Annotated in this window: 24 protein-coding genes; 22 read left to right on the forward strand and 2 right to left on the reverse strand. The window is 70.2% G+C overall.

Features of this window, described 5'->3' with window-relative positions; genetic code table 11:
- The first annotated feature begins 133 nt into the window (after positions 1-133).
- A complete protein-coding gene (locus OG435_RS48940; RefSeq protein ID WP_266888283.1) occupies positions 134-559 on the forward strand; it encodes a ferrous iron transport protein A in 426 nt (141 codons plus the stop codon).
- A 489-nt stretch (positions 560-1,048) separates the two neighbouring features.
- Here OG435_RS48940 and OG435_RS48945 read toward each other — a convergent pair whose 3' ends face one another.
- Complete coding sequence (locus OG435_RS48945) at positions 1,049-2,341, reverse strand: ClC family H(+)/Cl(-) exchange transporter (RefSeq protein ID WP_266888285.1); 1,293 nt, start codon at positions 2,339-2,341, stop codon at positions 1,049-1,051.
- A 461-nt stretch (positions 2,342-2,802) separates the two neighbouring features.
- On the opposite strand from OG435_RS48945, the gene OG435_RS48950 reads away from it, so the two are divergent.
- The 15 genes from OG435_RS48950 (at position 2,803) to OG435_RS49020 (ending at position 10,965) form a co-directional block, all read left to right on the forward strand.
- Positions 2,803-3,270, forward strand: a complete 468-nt coding sequence (locus tag OG435_RS48950) for a hypothetical protein (RefSeq protein WP_266888287.1) — start codon at positions 2,803-2,805, stop codon at positions 3,268-3,270.
- Positions 3,267-3,617, forward strand: coding sequence for a hypothetical protein (locus OG435_RS48955; protein ID WP_266888289.1), 351 nt, complete (start codon positions 3,267-3,269; stop codon positions 3,615-3,617). Before OG435_RS48950 ends, OG435_RS48955 begins: the two co-directional genes overlap by 4 nt.
- Entirely contained in the window at positions 3,614-4,570 is a 957-nt protein-coding gene (locus tag OG435_RS48960) for an ATP-binding protein (protein ID WP_266888291.1), read from the forward strand. Before OG435_RS48955 ends, OG435_RS48960 begins: the two co-directional genes overlap by 4 nt.
- Positions 4,567-4,953: a hypothetical protein gene (locus tag OG435_RS48965; protein ID WP_266888293.1), complete on the forward strand. Its 387-nt coding sequence runs from the start codon at positions 4,567-4,569 to the stop codon at positions 4,951-4,953. The genes OG435_RS48960 and OG435_RS48965 overlap by 4 nt, the downstream gene beginning before the upstream one ends.
- Complete coding sequence (locus OG435_RS48970) at positions 4,950-5,159, forward strand: hypothetical protein (RefSeq protein ID WP_266888295.1); 210 nt, start codon at positions 4,950-4,952, stop codon at positions 5,157-5,159. Before OG435_RS48965 ends, OG435_RS48970 begins: the two co-directional genes overlap by 4 nt.
- A 195-nt stretch (positions 5,160-5,354) precedes the next feature.
- A complete protein-coding gene (locus tag OG435_RS48975) occupies positions 5,355-5,771 on the forward strand; it encodes an NUDIX hydrolase (RefSeq protein ID WP_266888297.1) in 417 nt (138 codons plus the stop codon).
- A gap of 101 nt (positions 5,772-5,872) precedes the next feature.
- A complete protein-coding gene (locus tag OG435_RS48980; RefSeq protein WP_266888299.1) occupies positions 5,873-6,175 on the forward strand; it encodes a hypothetical protein in 303 nt (100 codons plus the stop codon).
- A gap of 90 nt (positions 6,176-6,265) precedes the next feature.
- Positions 6,266-6,946 carry a GGDEF domain-containing protein gene (locus OG435_RS48985; RefSeq protein WP_266888301.1) on the forward strand — a complete coding sequence of 227 codons (681 nt, stop codon included), beginning with the start codon at positions 6,266-6,268 and terminating at the stop codon, positions 6,944-6,946.
- Positions 6,943-7,404 (forward strand): hypothetical protein, encoded by a 462-nt coding sequence (locus OG435_RS48990; RefSeq protein ID WP_266888303.1) that lies wholly within the window; start codon positions 6,943-6,945, stop codon positions 7,402-7,404. The genes OG435_RS48985 and OG435_RS48990 overlap by 4 nt, the downstream gene beginning before the upstream one ends.
- The gene (locus OG435_RS48995; RefSeq protein ID WP_266888305.1) at positions 7,401-7,961 is read left to right on the forward strand and encodes a WhiB family transcriptional regulator; all 561 of its coding nucleotides are present in this window, start codon (positions 7,401-7,403) and stop codon (positions 7,959-7,961) included. The genes OG435_RS48990 and OG435_RS48995 overlap by 4 nt, the downstream gene beginning before the upstream one ends.
- Positions 7,962-7,963: 2 nt before the next feature.
- Positions 7,964-8,803, forward strand: coding sequence for an Lsr2 family DNA-binding protein (locus tag OG435_RS49000; RefSeq protein ID WP_266888306.1), 840 nt, complete (start codon positions 7,964-7,966; stop codon positions 8,801-8,803).
- A 3-nt stretch (positions 8,804-8,806) separates the two neighbouring features.
- Entirely contained in the window at positions 8,807-9,295 is a 489-nt protein-coding gene (locus OG435_RS49005; RefSeq protein ID WP_266888307.1) for a hypothetical protein, read from the forward strand.
- A gap of 3 nt (positions 9,296-9,298) precedes the next feature.
- Entirely contained in the window at positions 9,299-10,015 is a 717-nt protein-coding gene (locus OG435_RS49010; protein ID WP_266888309.1) for a hypothetical protein, read from the forward strand.
- 63 nt (positions 10,016-10,078) lie between these two features.
- Positions 10,079-10,675, forward strand: coding sequence for a hypothetical protein (locus tag OG435_RS49015; protein WP_266888311.1), 597 nt, complete (start codon positions 10,079-10,081; stop codon positions 10,673-10,675).
- The gene (locus tag OG435_RS49020; RefSeq protein ID WP_266888313.1) at positions 10,672-10,965 is read left to right on the forward strand and encodes a hypothetical protein; all 294 of its coding nucleotides are present in this window, start codon (positions 10,672-10,674) and stop codon (positions 10,963-10,965) included. Before OG435_RS49015 ends, OG435_RS49020 begins: the two co-directional genes overlap by 4 nt.
- 658 nt (positions 10,966-11,623) lie before the next feature.
- Here the strand turns inward: OG435_RS49020 and OG435_RS49025 are convergent.
- Positions 11,624-12,834, reverse strand: a protein-coding gene (locus tag OG435_RS49025) for an IS3 family transposase (protein ID WP_266882441.1) whose coding sequence is annotated in 2 segments (ribosomal slippage) — positions 11,624-12,543 and positions 12,543-12,834 — 1,212 coding nt in all. Because the reading frame shifts where the segments join, the coding sequence is not laid out codon by codon here.
- Positions 12,835-13,123: 289 nt separating this feature from the next.
- Between OG435_RS49025 and OG435_RS49030 the strand changes: the two genes are divergently transcribed.
- The 6 genes from OG435_RS49030 (at position 13,124) to OG435_RS49055 (ending at position 19,048) form a co-directional block, all read left to right on the forward strand.
- Positions 13,124-14,329, forward strand: coding sequence for a ParA family protein (locus OG435_RS49030; protein ID WP_266888315.1), 1,206 nt, complete (start codon positions 13,124-13,126; stop codon positions 14,327-14,329).
- A complete protein-coding gene (locus OG435_RS49035; RefSeq protein ID WP_266888317.1) occupies positions 14,326-15,489 on the forward strand; it encodes a ParB/RepB/Spo0J family partition protein in 1,164 nt (387 codons plus the stop codon). The genes OG435_RS49030 and OG435_RS49035 overlap by 4 nt, the downstream gene beginning before the upstream one ends.
- 143 nt (positions 15,490-15,632) lie before the next feature.
- On the forward strand, positions 15,633-16,217 hold the full coding sequence (locus OG435_RS49040) for a restriction endonuclease (RefSeq protein WP_266888319.1): 585 nt from the start codon (positions 15,633-15,635) through the stop codon (positions 16,215-16,217).
- A gap of 14 nt (positions 16,218-16,231) precedes the next feature.
- Positions 16,232-16,915: an isochorismatase family cysteine hydrolase gene (locus OG435_RS49045; protein ID WP_266888320.1), complete on the forward strand. Its 684-nt coding sequence runs from the start codon at positions 16,232-16,234 to the stop codon at positions 16,913-16,915.
- Between the two features lie 11 nt (positions 16,916-16,926).
- The gene (locus OG435_RS49050) at positions 16,927-17,283 is read left to right on the forward strand and encodes a hypothetical protein (protein WP_266888322.1); all 357 of its coding nucleotides are present in this window, start codon (positions 16,927-16,929) and stop codon (positions 17,281-17,283) included.
- A gap of 151 nt (positions 17,284-17,434) precedes the next feature.
- Positions 17,435-19,048 (forward strand): DUF2637 domain-containing protein, encoded by a 1,614-nt coding sequence (locus OG435_RS49055; RefSeq protein ID WP_266888324.1) that lies wholly within the window; start codon positions 17,435-17,437, stop codon positions 19,046-19,048.
- Positions 19,049-19,313: the final 265 nt, after the last annotated feature.

The following is a 19,313-nucleotide window of genomic DNA, read 5'->3' on the forward strand; positions in this document are numbered from 1 at the left end:
CACTGTCCCGACTTGGAGGGTTCATCGTGATCACCCCCCGGCCGCGCCGCAGGATCGGCCGCCCGCGCCCCACCACCCCCGGCCCCCGCTACCCGCTCCCCCAGCACCGCCTCCCCGGTACCTGGACCCGGTGATGGCCGGCCAGGACGAGGACCTGGTCGACATCGACCCCTACGCCCCCGCCGAACCCGAGACGACGATCCCGGTGTTCAAGCGCCTGTGCGCGCCGTCGGGGTACGCGACCAAACGGCAGCTCAGGGCGATGGGATTGCGGCCGGGCGGCCAGGAGCCGGTTGCCGAGGTCGAGACCCGCGGCCCGAAGAACGGCCTGCTGTACGAGATCGCGAAGGCGAGGCCGGTGCGGCCGATGACCCTCGCCAAGGAGTTCGCGCTCGACAAGGCGATGGCTGCTCGGCAGACCTGTGGTACCTGCCGCCGCAGGTACTTCTTCGTGCTTCCGACGTCCCTGGCGAGCTGCCTGGAGTGCCACGACGGCACCCCGGCCGATCCCGCCAGCTACATCGCTCCCCCGGCGGCCGCGCACCGGCTGGCCGCGTGAACGCATCTCGCCCCGGCCGAAACCGGCCGGGGCGAGATCACGGGCGCCGCAGCATCGGCAAGAGGCCGGCGCCCTGCTCCCTCACCCTCTCGAGATACAGGAGAACCCCAGCATGACGCATCGCCCTGCGCTCTTCGCAGCTGTCCTCGGCCTGGGCCGCGCCGCCGCCAACATCGGTGACCACTGGGCTAGCACGGCATAGGTCGTGTCCACCATGACGAGTGTCTAGGTCCTGCGGCTCGCGGGCGGCGTAGGCGATTTGGCGTTTTAAGGTGCTCGTGTCTCGGTCCTGCGTTGTCTTCATCTGGCTCATGAATCGCTTTTGTGGGTGCCCGTTGATTGACCTCAATCGGTCAGAGCGCCGCCCTGGCGATGCTCGATTCGGTGGGCTGTGCTGGTCTGACCGGCACGTGGGGACTCTGCTGCGCAATTCGTTCAGGCGGAGAGTCGATAGCTGAGTCGTGGAAGGGGCAAAGCTTCGGCACGCTCCTACAAGCGCTCGCCCATGCGGCGGCGCAGGCTTTCGTAGACGGGCTCGCTGCCCAGCCGGTCCGCGGTCAGGGAAGCGGCGAAGCAGGCGGTCATCAGCGGGATCAGCAAGGTAGCGGAGCCCGTCATCTCCACGAGCAGCACGATGCCGGTCAGCGGCGCCCGTACGACTCCGGTGAACAGGGCAGCCATTCCCACTACAGCGAACACGGACGGGCCCATCGAACCGTCGGACAGGAGTGGGGAGAGGAGCTCGTGGACCAGGGCGCCCCACAGGGCGCCGAGTGCGAGCAGTGGGGCGAAGAGGCCGCCAGGGGTCGCGGCGGCGTAGCTCAGCGGACCCGCGGCGAAGCGGACGGCGAGGAACACCACCAACCCGGCCACCGTGATGCTCCGCCCCTCCGACAGCCACTCGCTCAGCGGATCGCCGCCACCCGCCAGGAGCGGCTCGAAGGCCATGAGGCCGCCCACTACCGCCCCGATCCCGGCCGCCCGGGCCAGTACCGGTACCCGGCCGAGCCGTTCGTTGCACACCCGGAAGGTCCCGACGACCAGGGCGCCGTAGCCAGCGCCGAGGACACCCGCCGTCACGCCGAAGACCAGGAATACCGGCAGGCTCCACAGCGGTGGTGCGGACAGCGGAGGGACGCCGAATACGGGCTCGTCACCCACGATGGCCTGCGCGCATACCACGGCCGTAACCGTGGAGACGAGGGTGAGCAGCACCATCCGGGGCCGCACAGAGTGCGTCACTTCCTCGCAGATGAACACCAGGCCGCCCAGCGGGGCGGAGAACGCCGCCGCCAGCCCCGCGCCGCCGAGCGCGGCGTGCAGGAGGCGGGCGTCCTCGCCGCACACGCGGCTCCAGCGCCCAGCCCACGAGCCGATCGTGGCACCCATGTGCACGATCGGGCCTTCCCGTCCCAGGACGAGGCCGGACCCGATGGCGATGAGCCCACCGGTGAACTTCGCGGTCACCAGCCATCTCACGTGCGGCTCAGTTTCCTTGCGCCACACGGTCTGCACGTGAGGGATGCCGCTGCCGGCGGAGTGGGGAACCCGCAGTCCGATCCAGCACGCCACGGTCGCGCCGACCGCCGTCAGCAGGACTGGGAGCAGCCACGCGGCGGGTCCCAGAACGGTGGAGACGTCCAGGAGGGAGCCCCGCAACCGGTCCGCGTGTTCCAGGCACCACCGGAACCCACCGCCCACCAGCCCCACCAGGCACCCCGCCAGCGCGGCGACCGCGAACGCGTGCCCCGACTCCTCGGCTCCTGTCCGGCCACCGGGCATGTACCACCTCCATCGAACCCCACAGATCCGCCCCTGACGGGGGGCCGCCGAGCATGAAAGCAGACGCTACTGCGCTGCGTCCGCAGCGCTGCCCACCCTGGTCGGCAGGCTCCCGGATTCGCCCGTTCGGGGCAGCGGCTCGGTTTGTCAGGCATGTGTTCGCATGTGTTCCGGTGGGCGGTGCGCTACCTGCGGCCGTGCTGGAGCGGCGCGCTGCTTCGGCTCCAGCACAGCAGGCGTTCACCGCCCGCGTCACTCTCTGACCGCCCTCGTCCTCGAACAGGAAGTCGTCATCGAACAGCACCGGCATCCGCTCTGGGATCAACGGCTCGCCATCGAGCCCCCACGCCTGCCAGCCCTCACTGGAGAAGAAACGCACCAACACGCGACCGGACGGTAGGCCCGCCACACGACCCTCATCAACTGCTAACCCCACACCATTACAACGGGAGTTGAGGAATGTGAAACACGCCAACAAAGCAGCGACAAACTGGGTCCAGAACGACCACTGCGCCCGGGTCAAGGCAGCCACCGACGCCAAGCCGGTCCTGATGCCCGCCGCCGACCCGGACGCCGAGCCCGTCGCGTACGGCACCCGCGATGGGATCAAGGCGTGCGCCTGGCACTGCCTGACCTATACCGCCACGCAGGCTCTTGTGGTCGGGGCCGGCACCCGGGTCCTGGGCATCCGGCTGCACCCGGGCGCTGCCGCGGCTGCGCTCGCCCTGTCGGGCATCACCCACTACATCGCCGACCGCCGCGTCCCGGGCGGCGTCCTTGAGCGGCTCGCGACGACGACCGGCAAGGGCAACTTCTTCCGCCTGGCCGATCACGGCCTCAACGGCGCGTACGCGCTGGACTCCGCGTGGCACCACGGGTGGGAGACGGCCGCTGCGCTGCTCGCCACCGCCAAGGCGACCAGCCGGTGACCGCCCGTTCCCGCACCCGCCTGGAGCGCGTGCGCGCCTCGGTCGGTATCGCCTGCCTGGCCCTCCAGCAGATCCAGGACGACGTCGCCGCCGACGGCGTCGACCAGGAGGAGCTCGCCGCGATCCTGCGCGAGCTCATCGAGGACACCGACCCGCCCGGCGGCCTCATCCCGGCCCTCGCGCAGCTGGTCACCGTTGCCGCACGCCGTGCCGAGCACGTCCAGCCCGACCGCTGCGGCGACGCCTCCCACTACCTGCACGACTCCGCCGCCCTGCTCACCGACAACGCCGGTGCGCGCCTGCTCTGGGCCGCCCGCAACCTCGACCCGCAAGGAGATCCCGCATGAGCAAGCCGACGTTCTACCCGGAGATGCCCGAGCACAGCCTGGTCGTCCTCATCGGCCCCTCCGGCGCCGGGAAGTCCACGCTCGCGGGCACCTGGCCCGCCTCCCAGGTGCTGTCCCTGGATTCCCTGCGCGAGGTCGTCAGCGACGACGCGGGCGATCAGGACTCGACCGGCGACGCCGTCGCCGCCCTGCACTTGCTCCTGGAGGCCCGGATGCGCCGGGGCCTGTTCACCGTCATCGACGCCACGAGCGTCACCTCCGCGACCAGGGCTCCGCTGGTCGCCGCCGCCAAGCGCCACAACATGCCCGCCGTCGCGGTCATGGTCTCCTCCCCGGTCTCCGTGTGTGTGGAGCGGCAGGGCCCGCGGCCGGCCAACCGCACCGTGCCCGACGACACGGTCCGCGCGCAGCACACGGCCATGGTCCGCTCCCACCCGAAGCTGCTGGCCGAGGGCTTCAACGAGGTCGTCTTCTCCGACAGCCTCTGCCAGCTGCTCCCGTTCCTTCAGCGCCTGGGCGATGCCCGGAACGCCTACCTCCGACTCGACGGCGGCGACGGCCTGGGCGAGATGCTGCTCGTCCGCCGGGTGTTCGGCGAGGAGATCCTCCCGCTGTGGCGGTGGAAGCCCGGCTCAACGGCCGCCGACGGTGACCGTGTCGCGGAGATCCGCCTCGGCCAGCAGTACCTCACCCTCGCCCTCCGGAAGAACGTCGACGGCGAAGGCGACTACGGCTTCGACGTCGCGCTCCCCTGCCCCCACGACGACGAATGCACCGGCCGGGCCTGGGCGCCCGCGTACAGCGTCACCTGCCTCGCCCGCGCACTCAACGGCGACCTGGACGACAGCGAGGACATCGTCTGCTCCGTTCACGGCGGCTTCGACGGCGCGGACCAAGAGCTCGGCGAGCACGCCGATGAAGTGCTCCGCGAGAGCGTCGGGAGCACGCGATGACCTTCCTTCAGGACAGCAGGGAGCCGGGCCGGAGCGACTGGGAGCTGGCCCGCCTCGCGGTTCACCTGCGCGGCTACGCCGGGTACGACGACGACCCGCCGGCCGACGAAGCCCGGCGCCTGCAGGAGGCGTTCACGGCCGACGAGCTCCGCCGGGCCGACACCTTCCTGGAAGCGGGCAGCCAGGACACCGACCGCCTCACCACGATCGAAGCCCGGCTCGGCACGGCCGCCACCGGCGATGAGGCATGGCTCGCGCAGCAGCTCACGACGGCATGGGCGCGGCTCGACACGCTGCGGGACCGGATCGACACCGGCGGCAGCCTCATGGCCAACACCCACGTCGCCAGCGCCATCGACAACATCCGCGGGTCCCGGCCGTGAGCCACGCCGCCGACGGCCCGCACCCGCACCCGCTCACCCCGGCCGAACTGCCCGACGGCGACAGGTGGCTGTACGGCTGCGACGAATGCCAGCTGCCGGTACAGGGCGGGGCAGCCGGCCTTGCCGCGCACCGCCGCACCGTCCACGCCCCCCGCCGTGACTACGGCGACCACCGCACCCCGATCACCGTTGACGTCCAGTTCTGACCGAGGCGGCCCGCTCTCGTGGCCGTCTGATCCGCACCGGCGAGTACGAGCAGTCGATCCGCGGCCTCCTGCTCGGGGCCGGGCTCGACACTCTGGTCTCCGTCCCGGCCTGACGTCCCGCCATTGTTCTTCTTCGCCGCCCCGGCACCGGCCGGGGCGGCCTCCTTCATCCTCTTCGAGACCAGGAGACATCTGGTGACCACCGACACCACCGACGAGACGATCCGCTACACCGCCGACGTGGTCCTGTTCGCTGCCGGGCACGTCCTGCTGATCGAGCGGGGCTGGGACCCGTTCAAGAGCCGGTGGGCCTTGCCCGGGGGCCACATGGACACGGGGGAGACCAGCCTGGCCGCCTCCGTGCGCGAGCTGGAGGAGGAGACCAGCATTACCGTCCAGGCCGACGACCTCCGGCAGTTGGGCGCCTTCGACACCCCCGGCCGTGACCCGCGCGGCCGGTACGTCAGCGTCGCCTACACCGCCACCCTGCCCTCGCCGGTCGAGCCGACGGCCGGGGACGACGCCACCGCCGCCCGCTGGTGGCCCCTGGAGGCGCTCCCCGACCTCGCGTTCGACCACGCCGAAATCGTGGCAGCCGCCACGAACCGCTGATCCCTCCCGCGCGAGCGGCGTTCCTCCGTGCCGCCCCGGCCCCACCGGCCGGTGCGGTCGCGGTGTTCCGCCACGACCAGCGACAGGAAGGAGAAGGCGTCATGCCGCACCTGGAGTTCTACGAGGTTGACGTCCCGATACACGACACCAGCCGGGCTCTGCACGGTGTGCACGTCTTCACCGGCAAGGCGTCCTCGGCCGACGAGGCCCTGACTCGCGCCCACCAGGTGTACGACGCGGCGTTCGCCGCGCGGCAGGCCGGGCTCGAGGTCCCCGGGCAGCAGGACGGCGGCTGGGGAGCGCGCGGGGTTCGCGACGGTTGGGAGCTGGACTGGGCGGCGGCGAAGGCCGGCCGCTGGTCCAACCCGGACAACTGGACCCGCAAGAAGCCCTACGTGCTGTAGCTACGCCCCGGAGCAGGCGCGCTAGGCGTCGAAACCGTCGCCTGCCCCGGGCCACCCATCCCGTACATGACGAGAGAGGGAGCCACCAGTATGGCCTCCACCGTGCGCGTACAGGCCCCCATCGGGCAACGTGCCCTGCTCATCACCACGCTCGCCGTGCCGCTGACCGGCTGGACCGTGCACGCGGTCAGCCTGCACCGCAAGCTCGCCGCCGCCCGCCGCGACCCGCTCACCGGGCTGCTCGGGCGTGACGGCTACACGGTCAAGGCCCGGCAACTCACCGACCGGTACGGCGACAGCGCCCTGGTCGTCCTGGTGGACCTGGACCACTTCAAGCAGATCAACGACGGGCCTGGCGGGCACGCCGTCGGCGACCGCGTCCTGGCCGCCACCGCGACCCGGCTCACCGCGTGGGCGGGCAGCCGCGGCGCGGTCGGCCGGCTCGGGGGCGACGAGTTCGCGGTCGCGGTCCGGATCGGGCCCGCCCGCCGCGAGCTCCGTCTCGCCCAGCTCACGCAGCTGCTCGCGCAGCCGGTGGAGGTCGAGGACGGCGTCCTGGTCGATGTCGCCGCGTCGGTCGGCGCGGCTTCCCCCGACGTCCTTGGCACGACGGACCTGAGCGCGCTTCAGCGGGCCGCCGACGCCGCGATGTACGCGGGCAAGCACACCGGCCGCGCGGTCCTCGCCGGACCGCAGCACGCCACGGTGCCCTCCATCAACGGCCGCCGCGCCGGACGGCCGGGCACCAACTCCCTGAGGCAGGCGGCATGAGCGCGACCACCACCACCACCGACTCGGGCGCCTGGATCCGGGGCATCACGATCCGCCAGCCCTGGACGACCTGCATCCTCGCCGGGAAGGACGTGGAGAACCGCCCGGCCGCCTGGTCCTGGCGCGGCCTGGTGCTCCTGCACGCCGGAGCGGCTACCGAGCGGGCCCCGATGCGCGACCCGCTGGTCGCCACCGCGATCCGCGGCCGCGCCCTGCACACCCGGGCCGTCATCGGCGTCGCCCGCCTCACCGACTGCCACCAGGACGCCGCCGGCACCGCCCCGTGCTCGCGCTGGGCGCAGCCCGACGTTCACCACTTGGTCCTCGCCGACGTCCAGGAGCTCGCCCTCCCCATCCCGTGGCTGCACGGCCAGCTCGGGCCGTGGCGCCCCACCCAGGACCTCGTGGACCGGGTCCTCCTCCAGCTCCCCCACCTCGCTCCGGAGGGCACCTCATGAGCGGAACCCGCACCGGCGTCCCGCAGCCGCCGACGTTCATCGCGGCCGACGACCGCATCCCCTTCCCCGAGACCGACCAGGTCCTGCGCTGCCGTACGAGCCCGGCCCTGTTCTCGATCGAGGAGATCCGCAACACCGACGAAGACCCCCGCGCCCGGGAGAAGGCGCTCGCCAAGGTCAAGCACGCCTGCTCCGGCTGCCCGATCGTCAAGGACTGCCTGAAGTGGGCGCTGGCCAACCCCGACCTGACGAAGGCCGGGGTATGGGCGGCGACCACCGCCCGCGACCGCACGCAGCTGCGCAAGGAGCTCGTGGCGCGGCTCGGTGAGGACTGGGTCGGAGTGGTGGCCGAACAGGACCGGCTCCGCAGGGAGCGGGCACGCGCGGCGCGCGTTGTGCCGCCGACCGCCCGCGAACTGGCCCTCGCCCGCCTGGAGCTGGAGGGCATCCCCACCCGGCCCGCACCGTACAACCGCTGGACAGAGCCGATCACTCCCCAGCAAGCCGAGGCTAACCGGCGCGTGCTGGAGCTGGCCATCGACAGGAGGGCGGCGTAGCCGTGTTCACCGACTGGACCGAAGCCCTCGAAGCCGAATCCCTCCTCCTGAGCCCGAGCCCGGCCCAGCAGCTCGCCGCCGCGGCCCGGGTCACCGCCCGCAGCTCCCGCGACAAGGACGACATGGCGCTGCTCCTGGACGCCCTCGGACTCCCCACCGACACCGACACCCTCACCGCCCTGCTCCCCCTCCTCCCGGAAACCGGAGACGCCACCATGCCGACCATCCCCGCCGCCCCGGCCCTCTCCGCGCACGAGGCCATGGCGATCTCAATGCACAACCACGGCGACAGCGAGCAGACCATCCTCGAGGCCACCGGCCTGAGCGAGACCGAGCTCACCGACCTCATCGCCGACCAGGTACTTGGACTGCCCCGCACCGCCAACCCCTCGCCAGCCATCGACGTCCCGGTCATCCCGCGCGCCGTCTCCAACGAGGTCCAGAAGCTGCTCACCTGGGCAGCCACGCACCCGGCCGCCGGGGTCCGCAGCCGCGCCGCCCGCATCACCGCCGACCTGAGCGAGCTGTCCGAGCGCCGCGAGAGCGAGGCGGCGCAGCGCGAGGCCGAAGAGAAGGTCAGCAGGGCCAAGGCCGAACTGGAGAGGGCACAGGAGGAGCTCCGCACCGTGAAGGCCAGCACCCGCACGGCCACAGCGGCCACCGCCGCGCCCACCCCGATCCGCAAGGGCCTGGGCAGCGGTCGCAGCAAGGAGGAGCTCGCCGCCATCCGGTCCTGGGCGCGGCAGAACGGCCACACGGTCGCTGACGCGGGCCTGGTCCGCAAGGCGCTGCTGGAGGCGTACGACGCCGCCCACCAGACGCCGGTCCGCAAGGCCGGCTGACCCATGACCGACGAAGCGATAGCCCTGGACGGGTTCCTGGACGATGCCCCCGTGCCCGGTGACCCGGACAGTACGACGGCCCGGTTCCGCCTCACCGTCTCCCCGACCGACGAGCGCATCGACGAGATGACCCTGCCGTGCAGCGTCGCCGACCCGCAGCTCGCCCACACCACGCTCCACGAGCTCATCCCCGGAGACAAACTGCGTGCCACCGGATACCTCCGGGCTCCCCGCACCCCGGACGAGCCTCTCCTCCTGATCGTCGAAACGCTCGAAATCCTCCAGCCCGCCCCCCAGCTCACCGCCACAGCCGCCCTCTTCGCCTCGGTGATCGAGCGGTGCGGCCCCTACCTGCACTACATCGACGGCGACAGCGGCGGCCTGGAAGTGTGGAACGAGGCCGGCGCCTGGGTCGGCTGGGCGGACACCCCCGGCGAACTGACCGCCATCCTCGACGCCTTCGAGCGCGGCCAAGCCCCCGGCAGGGAATGACCCGTGCCCATCCGACCCGAGAACCTGCACCGCTACCCGCGCGACTGGCCCCAGATCAGCGCACGGATCCGGTTCGAGCGGGCCGGCGGCCGCTGCGAGTGCACCGGCCACTGCGGCCTCACGCACCCCGACGGCCGCTGCCCGGCCGTCCACGAGCAGATCCACCCGGACACCGGCTCCGTGGTCGGCCTCACCACCGCCCACCTCAACCACACCCCCGAAGACGTAAGCGAGATGAATCTCCTCGCCGCCTGCCAGCTCTGCCATCTACGGATAGACCACGGCCACCACCGGGTTACCCGCTCCCGCACCCTCGCCGCCCGCGCGGCCGCCGCCGGACAGCTCGGACTCCTCCCCGAGACCACGCTCACCCGCACCGAGCCGCCCACCCCACCGCGCCCCACCCGGGGCCGCGCCCGCACGGCAGCGCTCCACCAGATGCCCTTCCCCGACCCCGAACAGGAGCCCAAGCCCATGGCCCGCATCACCGTCAAGATCGCCGCGCTCCACCCGGACGGAACCGAGTGCACCCACGCCGTCACCTCCACCGGCAAGCCCCGCGACGCAGCCTCCGGCTGCACCGGCCGCCGCAGCTACTCCGTGGTGTGCAGCGACTGCGGCCCGGTCGGCGATCCGCGCACCCTGCGGGTCCTCGCCGAGCCGGCGCAGAGCGCGCACCGCGACCACCACAGGGCCGCGCTCACCCCGGCCTCCCACTGACCCCACCCGCTCCGGCCGCCGGGACCACCACGGTCCCGGCGTCCCCGTCGAATGTGAGGGCCGATGCCCACCACCGTCTTCGACCAGTTCACCCACCGCACCGCCGATGTCACCGCCCAGCTCACCACCCTCGGCATCCCGCTCACCGCGCCGGGCCCGCCGCCCGCCGACGCCGACCCCACCGACCCGTGGGCCGGCAGCTACGCCGTCCCGGTCGACCGCTCCACCCTCGCCTGGTGCACCGCCGTCCAGATGCTCACTGACCACCACCACACCGGCATCGACCGCCAGGTCCTCGCGGCCGACGCGCTGCTGCGCGAGCTCGGAGTCCGCGGCCTCGCCCAGCTCCACTCCGACCTCCACCACGGCGCCCCCATCGACTACCGCTTCACCCGCTGCCCGTATTGCTCCGGCATCGGCGAGGACCCCACCCGACCGGACTGCCAGGACGTCGGCTGCGCGCCGTGGCACGAGTTCGACGGCCACGAGCACCTGTGCCCGGTCTGCCACGGCGACGACCACCAGCCCCAATGGGTCGCCGAAGAGCACATGACCGAACTTGAGGAACTGCTCGCCGACGCCATCGAGGAGAACGAAGAGCGCGCCTCCCTCCGCTACCGGATCCGGACGCTGCTGCGCCGCCCGACGGCGCGCACATGACGGCCCGCTTCCGCAGATGCGGACACGGCAGCGGCCCGATGCACCCGGGCGACCAGAAGGCCGCCGCGGAGTTCACCGCCATGCTCACAGCGCGGCAGAGGCCAGCCCCCTGGACCGGCCGCGGCGACGTCGCCGTACGGATCAGCGAGCGCGGCCTGGAACGCGGACGACCTCTCCCCGAGCAACAACCCGACGCCGACCCGGTCGCCCTCGTCCTCATCCACCCCGACACCGAGACAACGCTAACCAGCACGCTCCACTGCGCTCGGACACGAATCCACGGTGCCTGACCGAGCCCTACCAACTTCTCACCCAGGCCCTCGCCGGACGCGATCTTCCATCGGGCATCAACCTGAGCACCTGAGCCCACACGCAGCGGCCCCCTCCGCCCGGACATTGCTCCGGACGGAGGGGGCCGTTTTGTGTTTCTGGCCTCGCGACTCAAATCCACCGGTCACCCAGTCGATGCTGCAACGTCGGCGGGCCGGCTGACGCGGGCGGGAGTACGGCGCGAGCGGAGGTCGAACAGGCCTCGCAAGGGCGCTCGGACTGATAACGGCGTTATCAGTTTCCGCCATCCTCGGAGTCCCCCAGGGATTCCGGCCAGCGCTTCCTAAGACCGCAGGAACAAGATCTCCCGTTGGTTTGCGTCCATCTTCGCCATGATGGGGTCGGCATCGCCGCGACCGTCATGCCACGGACCCTCTGGATCCCATGCTCAAAATCGTCCCGGCTTCCTGCTTGGCAGCGGAGCCATCGATAACGGCGCCTTTTACCGCTGTCCGTCGACGGCGCACTCGGGGAGGGTGAGGCCCGATGCCTCCACTGATAACGCCGTTATCAGTGGAGGCATCGGTCTGGCTGGCATCAGGGCTGCCTGAACCGCACTTGCTGCTGGTTGGCTTCGGCGATTCTTGGAGGGGCCTTGACCCCGGATTTTGAACACGTCTATGCGGCTTGGGTCAGGGTAGTTGCAGCTGGCTGGAGGTCGTTCTCGTAGGCGATCGGGGACCGGTGGCCGAGGCGGGAGTGTCGGCGGCGGGTGTTGTATCGGGTCAGCCAGCGGAACGCGTCCAGCCTGGCCTCGCGCTCGCTCGACCAGGCTTTGCGGCCTTTGAGTGTCTCCCTCTTGAAGGCGGCGTTGAAGCTTTCTGCGGCTGCGTTGTCGGCGCTGGATCCGATCGCGCCCATGCTCTGCCGGACCCCGGCTGACCTGCAGATTTCAGCGAAGGCCCTGCTCGAATATTGGGATCCGTGGTCCGTGTGCATGATCGCTCCGGCCAGGTTTCCACGGGTCCGCTCGGCTGCCGCCAGGGCGTCGATGACGAGTTCGGTTCGCATGTGATCGGCGATCGCCCACCCGGCCAGCCGGCGCGAGCACAAGTCGATGACGGTCGCGAGGTAGAGCGGCTTCGCGCCGCTGACCGGCAGGTATGTGATGTCGCCGACGTATTTTCTGTTGACGTCGGCTGCGGTGAAGTCGCGTCCGATCAGGTCCGGTGCCTTCGACGCGGCTTGGTCCGCGACGGTGGTGCGGTGCCGGCGGCGCAACCGGACTCCCTCGAGCCCGATGGTCCGCATGATCCTGGCGACCCGCTTGTGGTTGACCACCGGACCCTCCTCGTCGCGGAGTTCCGCGGTGATTCTGGGGGCTCCGTAGGTGCCGTCGGAGTCCTGGTGGATCTTGCGTATCCGGGCCGCGAGCCCGGCCTCGACGCTCTGCCTGGCCGCTCTCGCGGCCGCGGTGCGACGCCAGTAGTAAAAGCTCGACCGGGCCAGGCCGAGGATGTCGCAGAGCCGCTTCACGCCGTGACGGCGCTGGTGATCGTCAACGAACTGGTAGCGGTTCACCAGCGCGTCTCCGTCGCGAAATACCGGGCCGCCTTGCGGAGAATGTCCCGTTCTTCCTCGAGCTCGCGGATCCTCTTGCGGGCGGCGGCCAGCTCCGCCTGAACGGCGTCGCCGACGGCCTGCGAGGCGGCCGGCGGTGCGGAGTGGGCGCCAGGTCGGCGGCCGTCGGCGGCCCGGATCCAGTTCCTCAGCGTCTCGGTGTTCACCCCGAGATCAGCGGCGACCGACTTGATCGTCGCTCCCGGCCTCGACCGGTACAACGCGACCGCGTCCGCCTTGAACTCGGCGGGATAGTGCTTCATCCCCACAGGGACTCCGTTCTCCTGGACCATCAAGATCCAAGTGTCTCCGGTGTCCAAAACCTGGGGTCAAGGTCCGAGTGTCTCGCCGTGCCAGCCACCGGACCGCAGGCTGCGACGGTGTCTCCCTAACGACTGCTGCAGGAAGGCCCGGCACGAACACGTGGGGCGTGCCGCATCAGGGAGGCTGTGACCATCGACCCAAGGTGTGATCATTTTGGGTAAACAGTGAACAACTAGGCGCTGATTGTGCGAGTCGGCGGCCCCAACGCACCCTGGGAGTTAGTAAGGTGCCTCCATGGTCATCCAAAGCCCCTCCGGAGACAGAGAGAAAGTTGTCTCCAAGTTGCCAGCCGAGCTGCGCCAGGACCTGAAGGTACGAGCAGCCGAACTCGGAGTGGACATCCAGGACGCCGTCACCGAAGGCATCGACGCCTGGCGCAGCTCCTCCGTGGTGCACGAAGTCATCGATACAGCAGGGTCCGTGACGTTCTCGACCTGGCTTTTCCCAGGCCAGTGGGAGGATCTGAAGGAGACCTGCGGCGAGCGCGGCATCCCCTTCGTCCAAGGGCTCGCGCAGTCGGTCGCCCTGTGGCTCGCGACGCATCCCTCCCCCAAGTACCGGCCTGTCACAGGGATCCCCCGCCGCATCGTGGTGTGCAACCAGAAGGGCGGTGTGGGCAAGACCGCCGTCTCCGCCGGCGTCGGCGAGGCCCTGGCCGAGGGCGAGACCTACGTAACCGTTTCCAAGAACACCGAGGCGCTCCTGGAGGAGTTCCGAGGCCTGGGCCTACGGGTCCTGCTCGTCGATTACGACCCGCAGGGTCACCTCACCAAACAGCTCGGCCTGCAGAGCCTTCCCGCCAAGGGTCCCAGCCTGGCCAAGTTCATGGCCGGCCAGATCAAGGACGCCTCGATCAGGGATCTCGTAGTCGTCGTCGAAGACGAACGATACGGAGGCCGGCTCCACGTCCTGCCTTCCTGCCCGGACGCCTTCCTCCTCGACATCATGATCGCGATGGACCGGAACCGGCAGGCAACGCTGGAGCGTGCACTCGAGCCCCTGGAGAAGGACTACGACGTCATCGTCGTCGACTCCCCTCCCAGCCTCGGCGTGGGCATGGACGCCGCGATCTACTACGGGCGGCGCCGCGAAGGCGAAGCCAAGCAACAGTCCGGCGTGATGATCATCGTGCAGGCTGAGGACTCCTCGGCCGATGCCTACGAGCTCCTGATAGAGCAGATCGAATCCGGCAAGGCCGACTGGCGGATCGACGTCGAGTACCTCGGCCTCGTCGTCAACATGTACGACGCGCGCGACGGCTACGTCGTCACGTCGTCCCTCAGGGAGTGGGAGTCTCTCGGTGACCCCCGGGTCCTCGCCAAGGTGGCCCGCCTCAAGGAACAGCGCGAGGCAGTCAGAAACAAGACGCCTCTCCTCTCCTACTCGCCGGAGTGTGAGCAGGCCATGACCATGCGCAAGATCGTCCGGGAGATCACGTGAACACCCGTCAGTCCGCCGCAGACCGCGTGGGAAGCTCCAGCTCCTTCGGCAGGGCGGCCCTCGCTCGCAGCACCCGCGGCCAGCTCATCGCGGCCGCGACAGGTGAAGCCCAAGAAGAGAACGTCACCGAGCTCAGCCTCGACCGGATCAGCCCGAATCCCGACAACCCCCGTGACACCCTGGGGGACATCGAGGGACTGGCCTCCAGCCTCGCCGAGATCGGACTCGTCCAAGCAATTACGGTCGCCACCGTCGAGGCATACCTGAACGAGCGACCCGGACGCGAAGACGAACTCGCAGACGGAGCCCAATACGTCGTCATCGACGGTCACCGACGCCTCGCAGCCGCCCACGAAGCAGGCATCGAGTCCATCCGGATCACCGTCAACGACGCCCTGGCGGCCACCGATGAGAAGCTGCTCGAAGCCGCCTTCGTCGCCAACGCCCAGCGGGAGAACCTGACCGACCTGGAGGAGGCCAATGCCCTCAGCCAGCTCGTGAAGCTCTACGGGTCGCAGCACAAGGCGGCCAAGCGGTTGGGAGTGACACAGCCATACATCTCCCAGCGCCTCTCGCTCCTGGCGCTCGCCCCCGACCTCCAGGCAGACCTCGAAGCCGGCCGACGCAAGGTCGAGCACGTGCGCGGCCTGGCCAAACTCACGCCAGAAGAACAGCGGACGACAGCCGACGAACGCGCCCGCGCCCCACAATTGCGGCGCCGGACCTCGGTACCGACTCAGCAGTCAGCCCCTGCCACTGATAACGCCGTTATCAGCACGCCGTCAGCCGCAGACACAGTCGAGCTGCCCCCGAATCCGGAGCCGACTGATAACGCCGTTATCACCTCCAAGGCCGAGGACCCGAGCGCTGCGTCCCCGTCGACTGATAACGCCGTTATCAGCGAGGAAGACCCGACTGCCCGCCTGGCGGACGTTCGAACGCTTCCCCCTATGCCCTGGCACGACGGCAACGCCGTCATGGACCTCGTCATCGCGACTCTGGACGAAGAGCAGCGAACTCGATTCCTGCATCGCTATGTCGAGCGCAGCGGGAGCAAGGAAGCGCTGGTCGCTGACCTCGCGCGTAGCCTCCCCAAGGAGGGACGCCTCCAACTCGCCTCGATTCTCGCTGCGGTGGCAGCCGACCTTCGCACCATCTGATCGACACACAGGTGTGCTTGAGCAGCACCTTCGAAGAGGCCGGACTCCGTGGAGAGTCCGGCCTCTCTCCGTCCGGATGGATCCTTGCACCGTGGGGGAGTTGTAGAGCGCACGGACAGCTGGGCAAGGGGAGGGGACAGAGCATGGGAACGGGAATGGTGCTGTTGATGGTCTTAGCCGTCCTGGCCGCAGGGGGTGTGACAGGGACGCTGCTGCGAGCCGGGCGCCGTGAAGCCGAGGCCGAGAAGGTCCGCCTTGCGGCACAGGCACGGGTCCAGGCCCTGCGCTCGATGGAGCCGGTCTGGGGCATGGGGGACCGCGAGTTCGAAGAGTACGTCGCCGACTTATGCCGGCGGGACGGCTGCACCGAGGTCCGCCGGGTAGGCGGTGCGAACGATCTGGGCGCCGACGTGATCGGCTGGCTCCCGGACGGCCGCAAGATCGTGGTGCAGTGCAAGCGGTACGCGAAGCACCGCACGGTCGGTAGCCCGGACCTCCAGAAGTTCAACGGCACCGTCCGCGACGAGCACGGAGCGGACGTCCCGCTCTTCGTCGCCTCCTGCAAGTTCACCAAGCAGGCCCGCGCCTTCGCCGCCCGCCACAGCTTGGTGCTCCTCGACGTGGACCTTCTGGGCTTCTGGAACAGCGGTACGCCTCTGACGGTGCTCCTCGGCCTGGACATCGGACGCTCCGGCACTAACCGCAAACTCCACCCCGACCACGACTGACAGGAGCAGCTGCCATGCCCGACACCAAGCCAATCCTCCACGCCTGGCACATCGATGAGCGGGAGTACCGGCGCCAGGAGGAACGACGGGGCCGCCGGTACGCGTACACGAACATCGATCCCGTCCGTACTGCTCTGGTGGTCATCGACATGGTGCCGTTCTTCGTCAACGCCACCCCCTACACCCGCGGCATCGTCCCGAATATCCAGCACCTCGCCCACTGCCTCCGGTCCGCCGGAGGAACGGTCGTCTGGGTCTTGCCTGCCCGGGTAGACCGCACCTCGGTCGGCGACGAATTCCACGGACCCGAAGCCGCCGAGATGTTCCGCAACGCCGGCGGCACCGGCCCCCTGCAAGACCGGCTCTGGCACGAGCTCACCGTCGGCGCGGACGACCTCCTGGTGGAGAAGTCGGCACCCAGCGCCTTCTTCCCCGGCCGCTGCCCGCTACCCGAACTACTCCAAGAACGCGGAATCGACACCGTTCTGATCACCGGCACCGTCACGAATGTGTGCTGCGAGTCCTCAGCCCGCGACGCCTGGATACTCGGCTACCGGGTCATCATGATCGCTGACGCCAACTCCACCGGCCGCGACAAGGACCACAACGCCACCCTGCACACGGTCTACCGGTCCTTCGGCGACGTACGGGCCACCTCGGAAGTCCTCGGCCTGATCGATGAATCCGTGACTGCCTGACAGGCGTGCCCGTGAGTCAGGGTCTGGTGAGGATGGTGTGGCCGCCGCTACAGAGCTACACGATGTGCCGGACCCCGCAGCGCAGTTCCAGGCCGAACGACCACGTGGCGCGTCCGTCCTGTGCCAGCGCACGGCCGCACCCCGACCCGGACCAGCAGCCCCGGGCCGGCCCCGGCGACCCCGACGCACCCCGGCTGCCGCTGGAGGAGGGGGAGCGGGACATCCCACGCGTCCCGCTGCGCTACGACCGCGCGGTCATAGCCTCCAGCATGCTCACCGCCCAACTGGGCAACGCCCGGTCCACGTACGACGTCACCGCGCACCAGCAGGCCGACGCATACCGCTTCGGCCAGGTGTGGAGTGAGTAGGCACTGAGGTTGGTCGAGGAAACCGGGAAGCGCTGGTAGCTGTTCGCGGCGGAGGGGACCTGATGGTGAAAGCCTGAAAGAGGGCTGTCACCAGCGCGGCCCTGGTGACAGGCTGACTATCGGGACAGGACAGAGGACGGGACAGGAACTCGTGGCCGCGATGCAATTGACTCGTACGCACCGGATTTTGATCGGTGTGGTGGTCGCCGGAGCCGTCGTCATCGCGGGGATCGGGTTCGCCGGTTCGTACGCCGCCGTGCGTGCCCTCGCCCTGCAGAAGGGTTTCGGTAGCTTCTCGCTCGTCTTCCCGATCGGCATCGACGCAGGCATCTGCGTGCTCTTGGCCCTCGATCTCTTGCTGACCTGGATCCGGATTCCCTTCCCGCTGCTGCGCCAGACGGCGTGGCTGCTGACGATCGCGACGATCGCGTTCAACGGGGCTGCGGCCTGGCCGGACCCGCTGGGTGTCGGGATGCACGCGGTGATCCCGATCCTGTTCGTGGTGACGGTGGAGGCGGCCCGGCACGCGGTGGGCCGGATCGCGGACATCACCGCGGACCGGCACATGGAGGGCGTCCGCATCATGCGCTGGCTGCTCTCGCCGGTGCCGACCTTCAAGTTGTGGCGCCGGATGAAGCTGTGGGAGCTGCGGTCCTACGAGCAGGCGGTCGGCATGGAGCAGGACCGGCTGGTCTACCAGGCCCGGCTCCAGGCCCGGTACGGCCGTGCATGGCGGCGCAAGGCCCCGGTGGAGGCCCTAATGCCGCTGCGCCTGGCACGGATCGGAGTGCCGCTCGGGCACACCGCTTCCGCGGGGCTGGCCGCAGCAGGCCTGAGCCCGGACCTGCTCTCCCGTCCCGGGCCCAAGCCCACTCCGGCGCCCGAGCCCCAGCCGAAGCTCGTGGCCGCGGACCAGGTGCCCGAACTGCCGACGGCCGCTCGGCCCGTCGCCGAGGACGCACCGGAGCCGGAAGTGGAGACGTCCGAGCCCGCGTTCGTCGACCTGGCCCAGGCCGGCCGGGACTTCGTGGCGCAGCACGGCACGGTCCCGTCCGCGGAGAAGAAGTTCGCGGCGTTCCTCGCGCGGGACTACGGCCTGACCGACCAGTACACCGGCGGCCTGGTGCCCGACGTTCTCCTCGAGCCGGTGCTCGCCGAACTCCAGGCGGCCGAACTCAAAGCGGCTGAGAAGACGGCTGCCCTGCCGATGGCCGAAGCACCCGTGCCCGAGGCGCCGGCCACTTCGACTCCCGGCGACGAGGAGCCGAACGGTATGGGGGAGCCGCACCCCTTCTTCGGGGAGCAGCTCAACCTCCGCAGCCTGTCGGAGCAGCCGGTCGAGACTGCGCCGCTCCTCGCCGGAGCGATTCCCGCGCCGACGGCTTCCGTAGCCGATGCGGGCCTGGGCAGCCCTGAGGGCGGTCCCGTCGACCAGCCCGGTCACCGGACAATGCCGACAAGCGCGGATCAGGCCTGGGTCGCCGACGTGACCGCGTCCGGCGAAGCGACCGCGCGCGTGCCCCGGCAGCAGACCGACGACGAGCCGGCCGAGACCGACCCGATTCAGAGCGCGATCGAGCAGGTGGCCTCCTGGTTGGCCGAGGCCGAGGAGGCTGGGGAGCGGTTGTCAGGTGCTGAGGTTGCCCGGCGTCTGGGGGTCTCGCCCAAGACCGGTCAGCGCCGCGTGCTCGACGCGCAGCGGCACCTGGAGGAGCAGCGCAAGCAGCAGGGCCGAGCGCACCTTCGGTCCGTCGGGCGCGGATGACCGAGCGCCCCGACCGGTCGCCGTGACCGGTCATCGGTCACGGAGTCGGGCACCTCGAGCAGCCCCCAGGCCGTGACCGATCCCCTGACCGATCCCGTGACCGGCCGTGGCCGGTGCCGGGAACCGGTGGCCGGTGACCGATCCGGTCCCCATCGGTCACCGGTCATGACCGAACTACGGGCCACCGGTCACCGGTCCGCCGCCTGCACACCGACCACGGTTGCGCCTCCTTCGGCCGCCTGGATGCCGACTGGGCCGTGCTGTG

The sequence above is a fragment of the Streptomyces sp. NBC_01264 genome (assembly GCF_026340675.1).
Taxonomy (GTDB): Bacteria; Actinomycetota; Actinomycetes; order Streptomycetales; family Streptomycetaceae; genus Streptomyces.

What these genes read in the sequence shown, in the direction of transcription:
- OG435_RS48940 (WP_266888283.1), top strand. Translation starts at nt 134, where the DNA reads ATGGCCGGCCAGGACGAGGACCTGGTCGACATCGACCCCTACGCCCCC.
- OG435_RS48960 (WP_266888291.1), top strand. Translation starts at nt 3,614, where the DNA reads ATGAGCAAGCCGACGTTCTACCCGGAGATGCCCGAGCACAGCCTGGTC.
- OG435_RS49040 (WP_266888319.1), top strand. Translation starts at nt 15,633, where the DNA reads ATGGGAACGGGAATGGTGCTGTTGATGGTCTTAGCCGTCCTGGCCGCA.
- OG435_RS48965 (WP_266888293.1), top strand. Translation starts at nt 4,567, where the DNA reads ATGACCTTCCTTCAGGACAGCAGGGAGCCGGGCCGGAGCGACTGGGAG.
- OG435_RS49005 (WP_266888307.1), top strand. Translation starts at nt 8,807, where the DNA reads ATGACCGACGAAGCGATAGCCCTGGACGGGTTCCTGGACGATGCCCCC.
- OG435_RS49015 (WP_266888311.1), top strand. Translation starts at nt 10,079, where the DNA reads ATGCCCACCACCGTCTTCGACCAGTTCACCCACCGCACCGCCGATGTC.
- OG435_RS49045 (WP_266888320.1), top strand. Translation starts at nt 16,232, where the DNA reads ATGCCCGACACCAAGCCAATCCTCCACGCCTGGCACATCGATGAGCGG.
- OG435_RS48980 (WP_266888299.1), top strand. Translation starts at nt 5,873, where the DNA reads ATGCCGCACCTGGAGTTCTACGAGGTTGACGTCCCGATACACGACACC.
- OG435_RS49030 (WP_266888315.1), top strand. Translation starts at nt 13,124, where the DNA reads ATGGTCATCCAAAGCCCCTCCGGAGACAGAGAGAAAGTTGTCTCCAAG.
- OG435_RS49020 (WP_266888313.1), top strand. Translation starts at nt 10,672, where the DNA reads ATGACGGCCCGCTTCCGCAGATGCGGACACGGCAGCGGCCCGATGCAC.
- OG435_RS48985 (WP_266888301.1), top strand. Translation starts at nt 6,266, where the DNA reads ATGGCCTCCACCGTGCGCGTACAGGCCCCCATCGGGCAACGTGCCCTG.
- OG435_RS48995 (WP_266888305.1), top strand. Translation starts at nt 7,401, where the DNA reads ATGAGCGGAACCCGCACCGGCGTCCCGCAGCCGCCGACGTTCATCGCG.
- OG435_RS48990 (WP_266888303.1), top strand. Translation starts at nt 6,943, where the DNA reads ATGAGCGCGACCACCACCACCACCGACTCGGGCGCCTGGATCCGGGGC.
- OG435_RS48945 (WP_266888285.1), bottom strand. Translation starts at nt 2,341, where the DNA reads ATGCCCGGTGGCCGGACAGGAGCCGAGGAGTCGGGGCACGCGTTCGCG.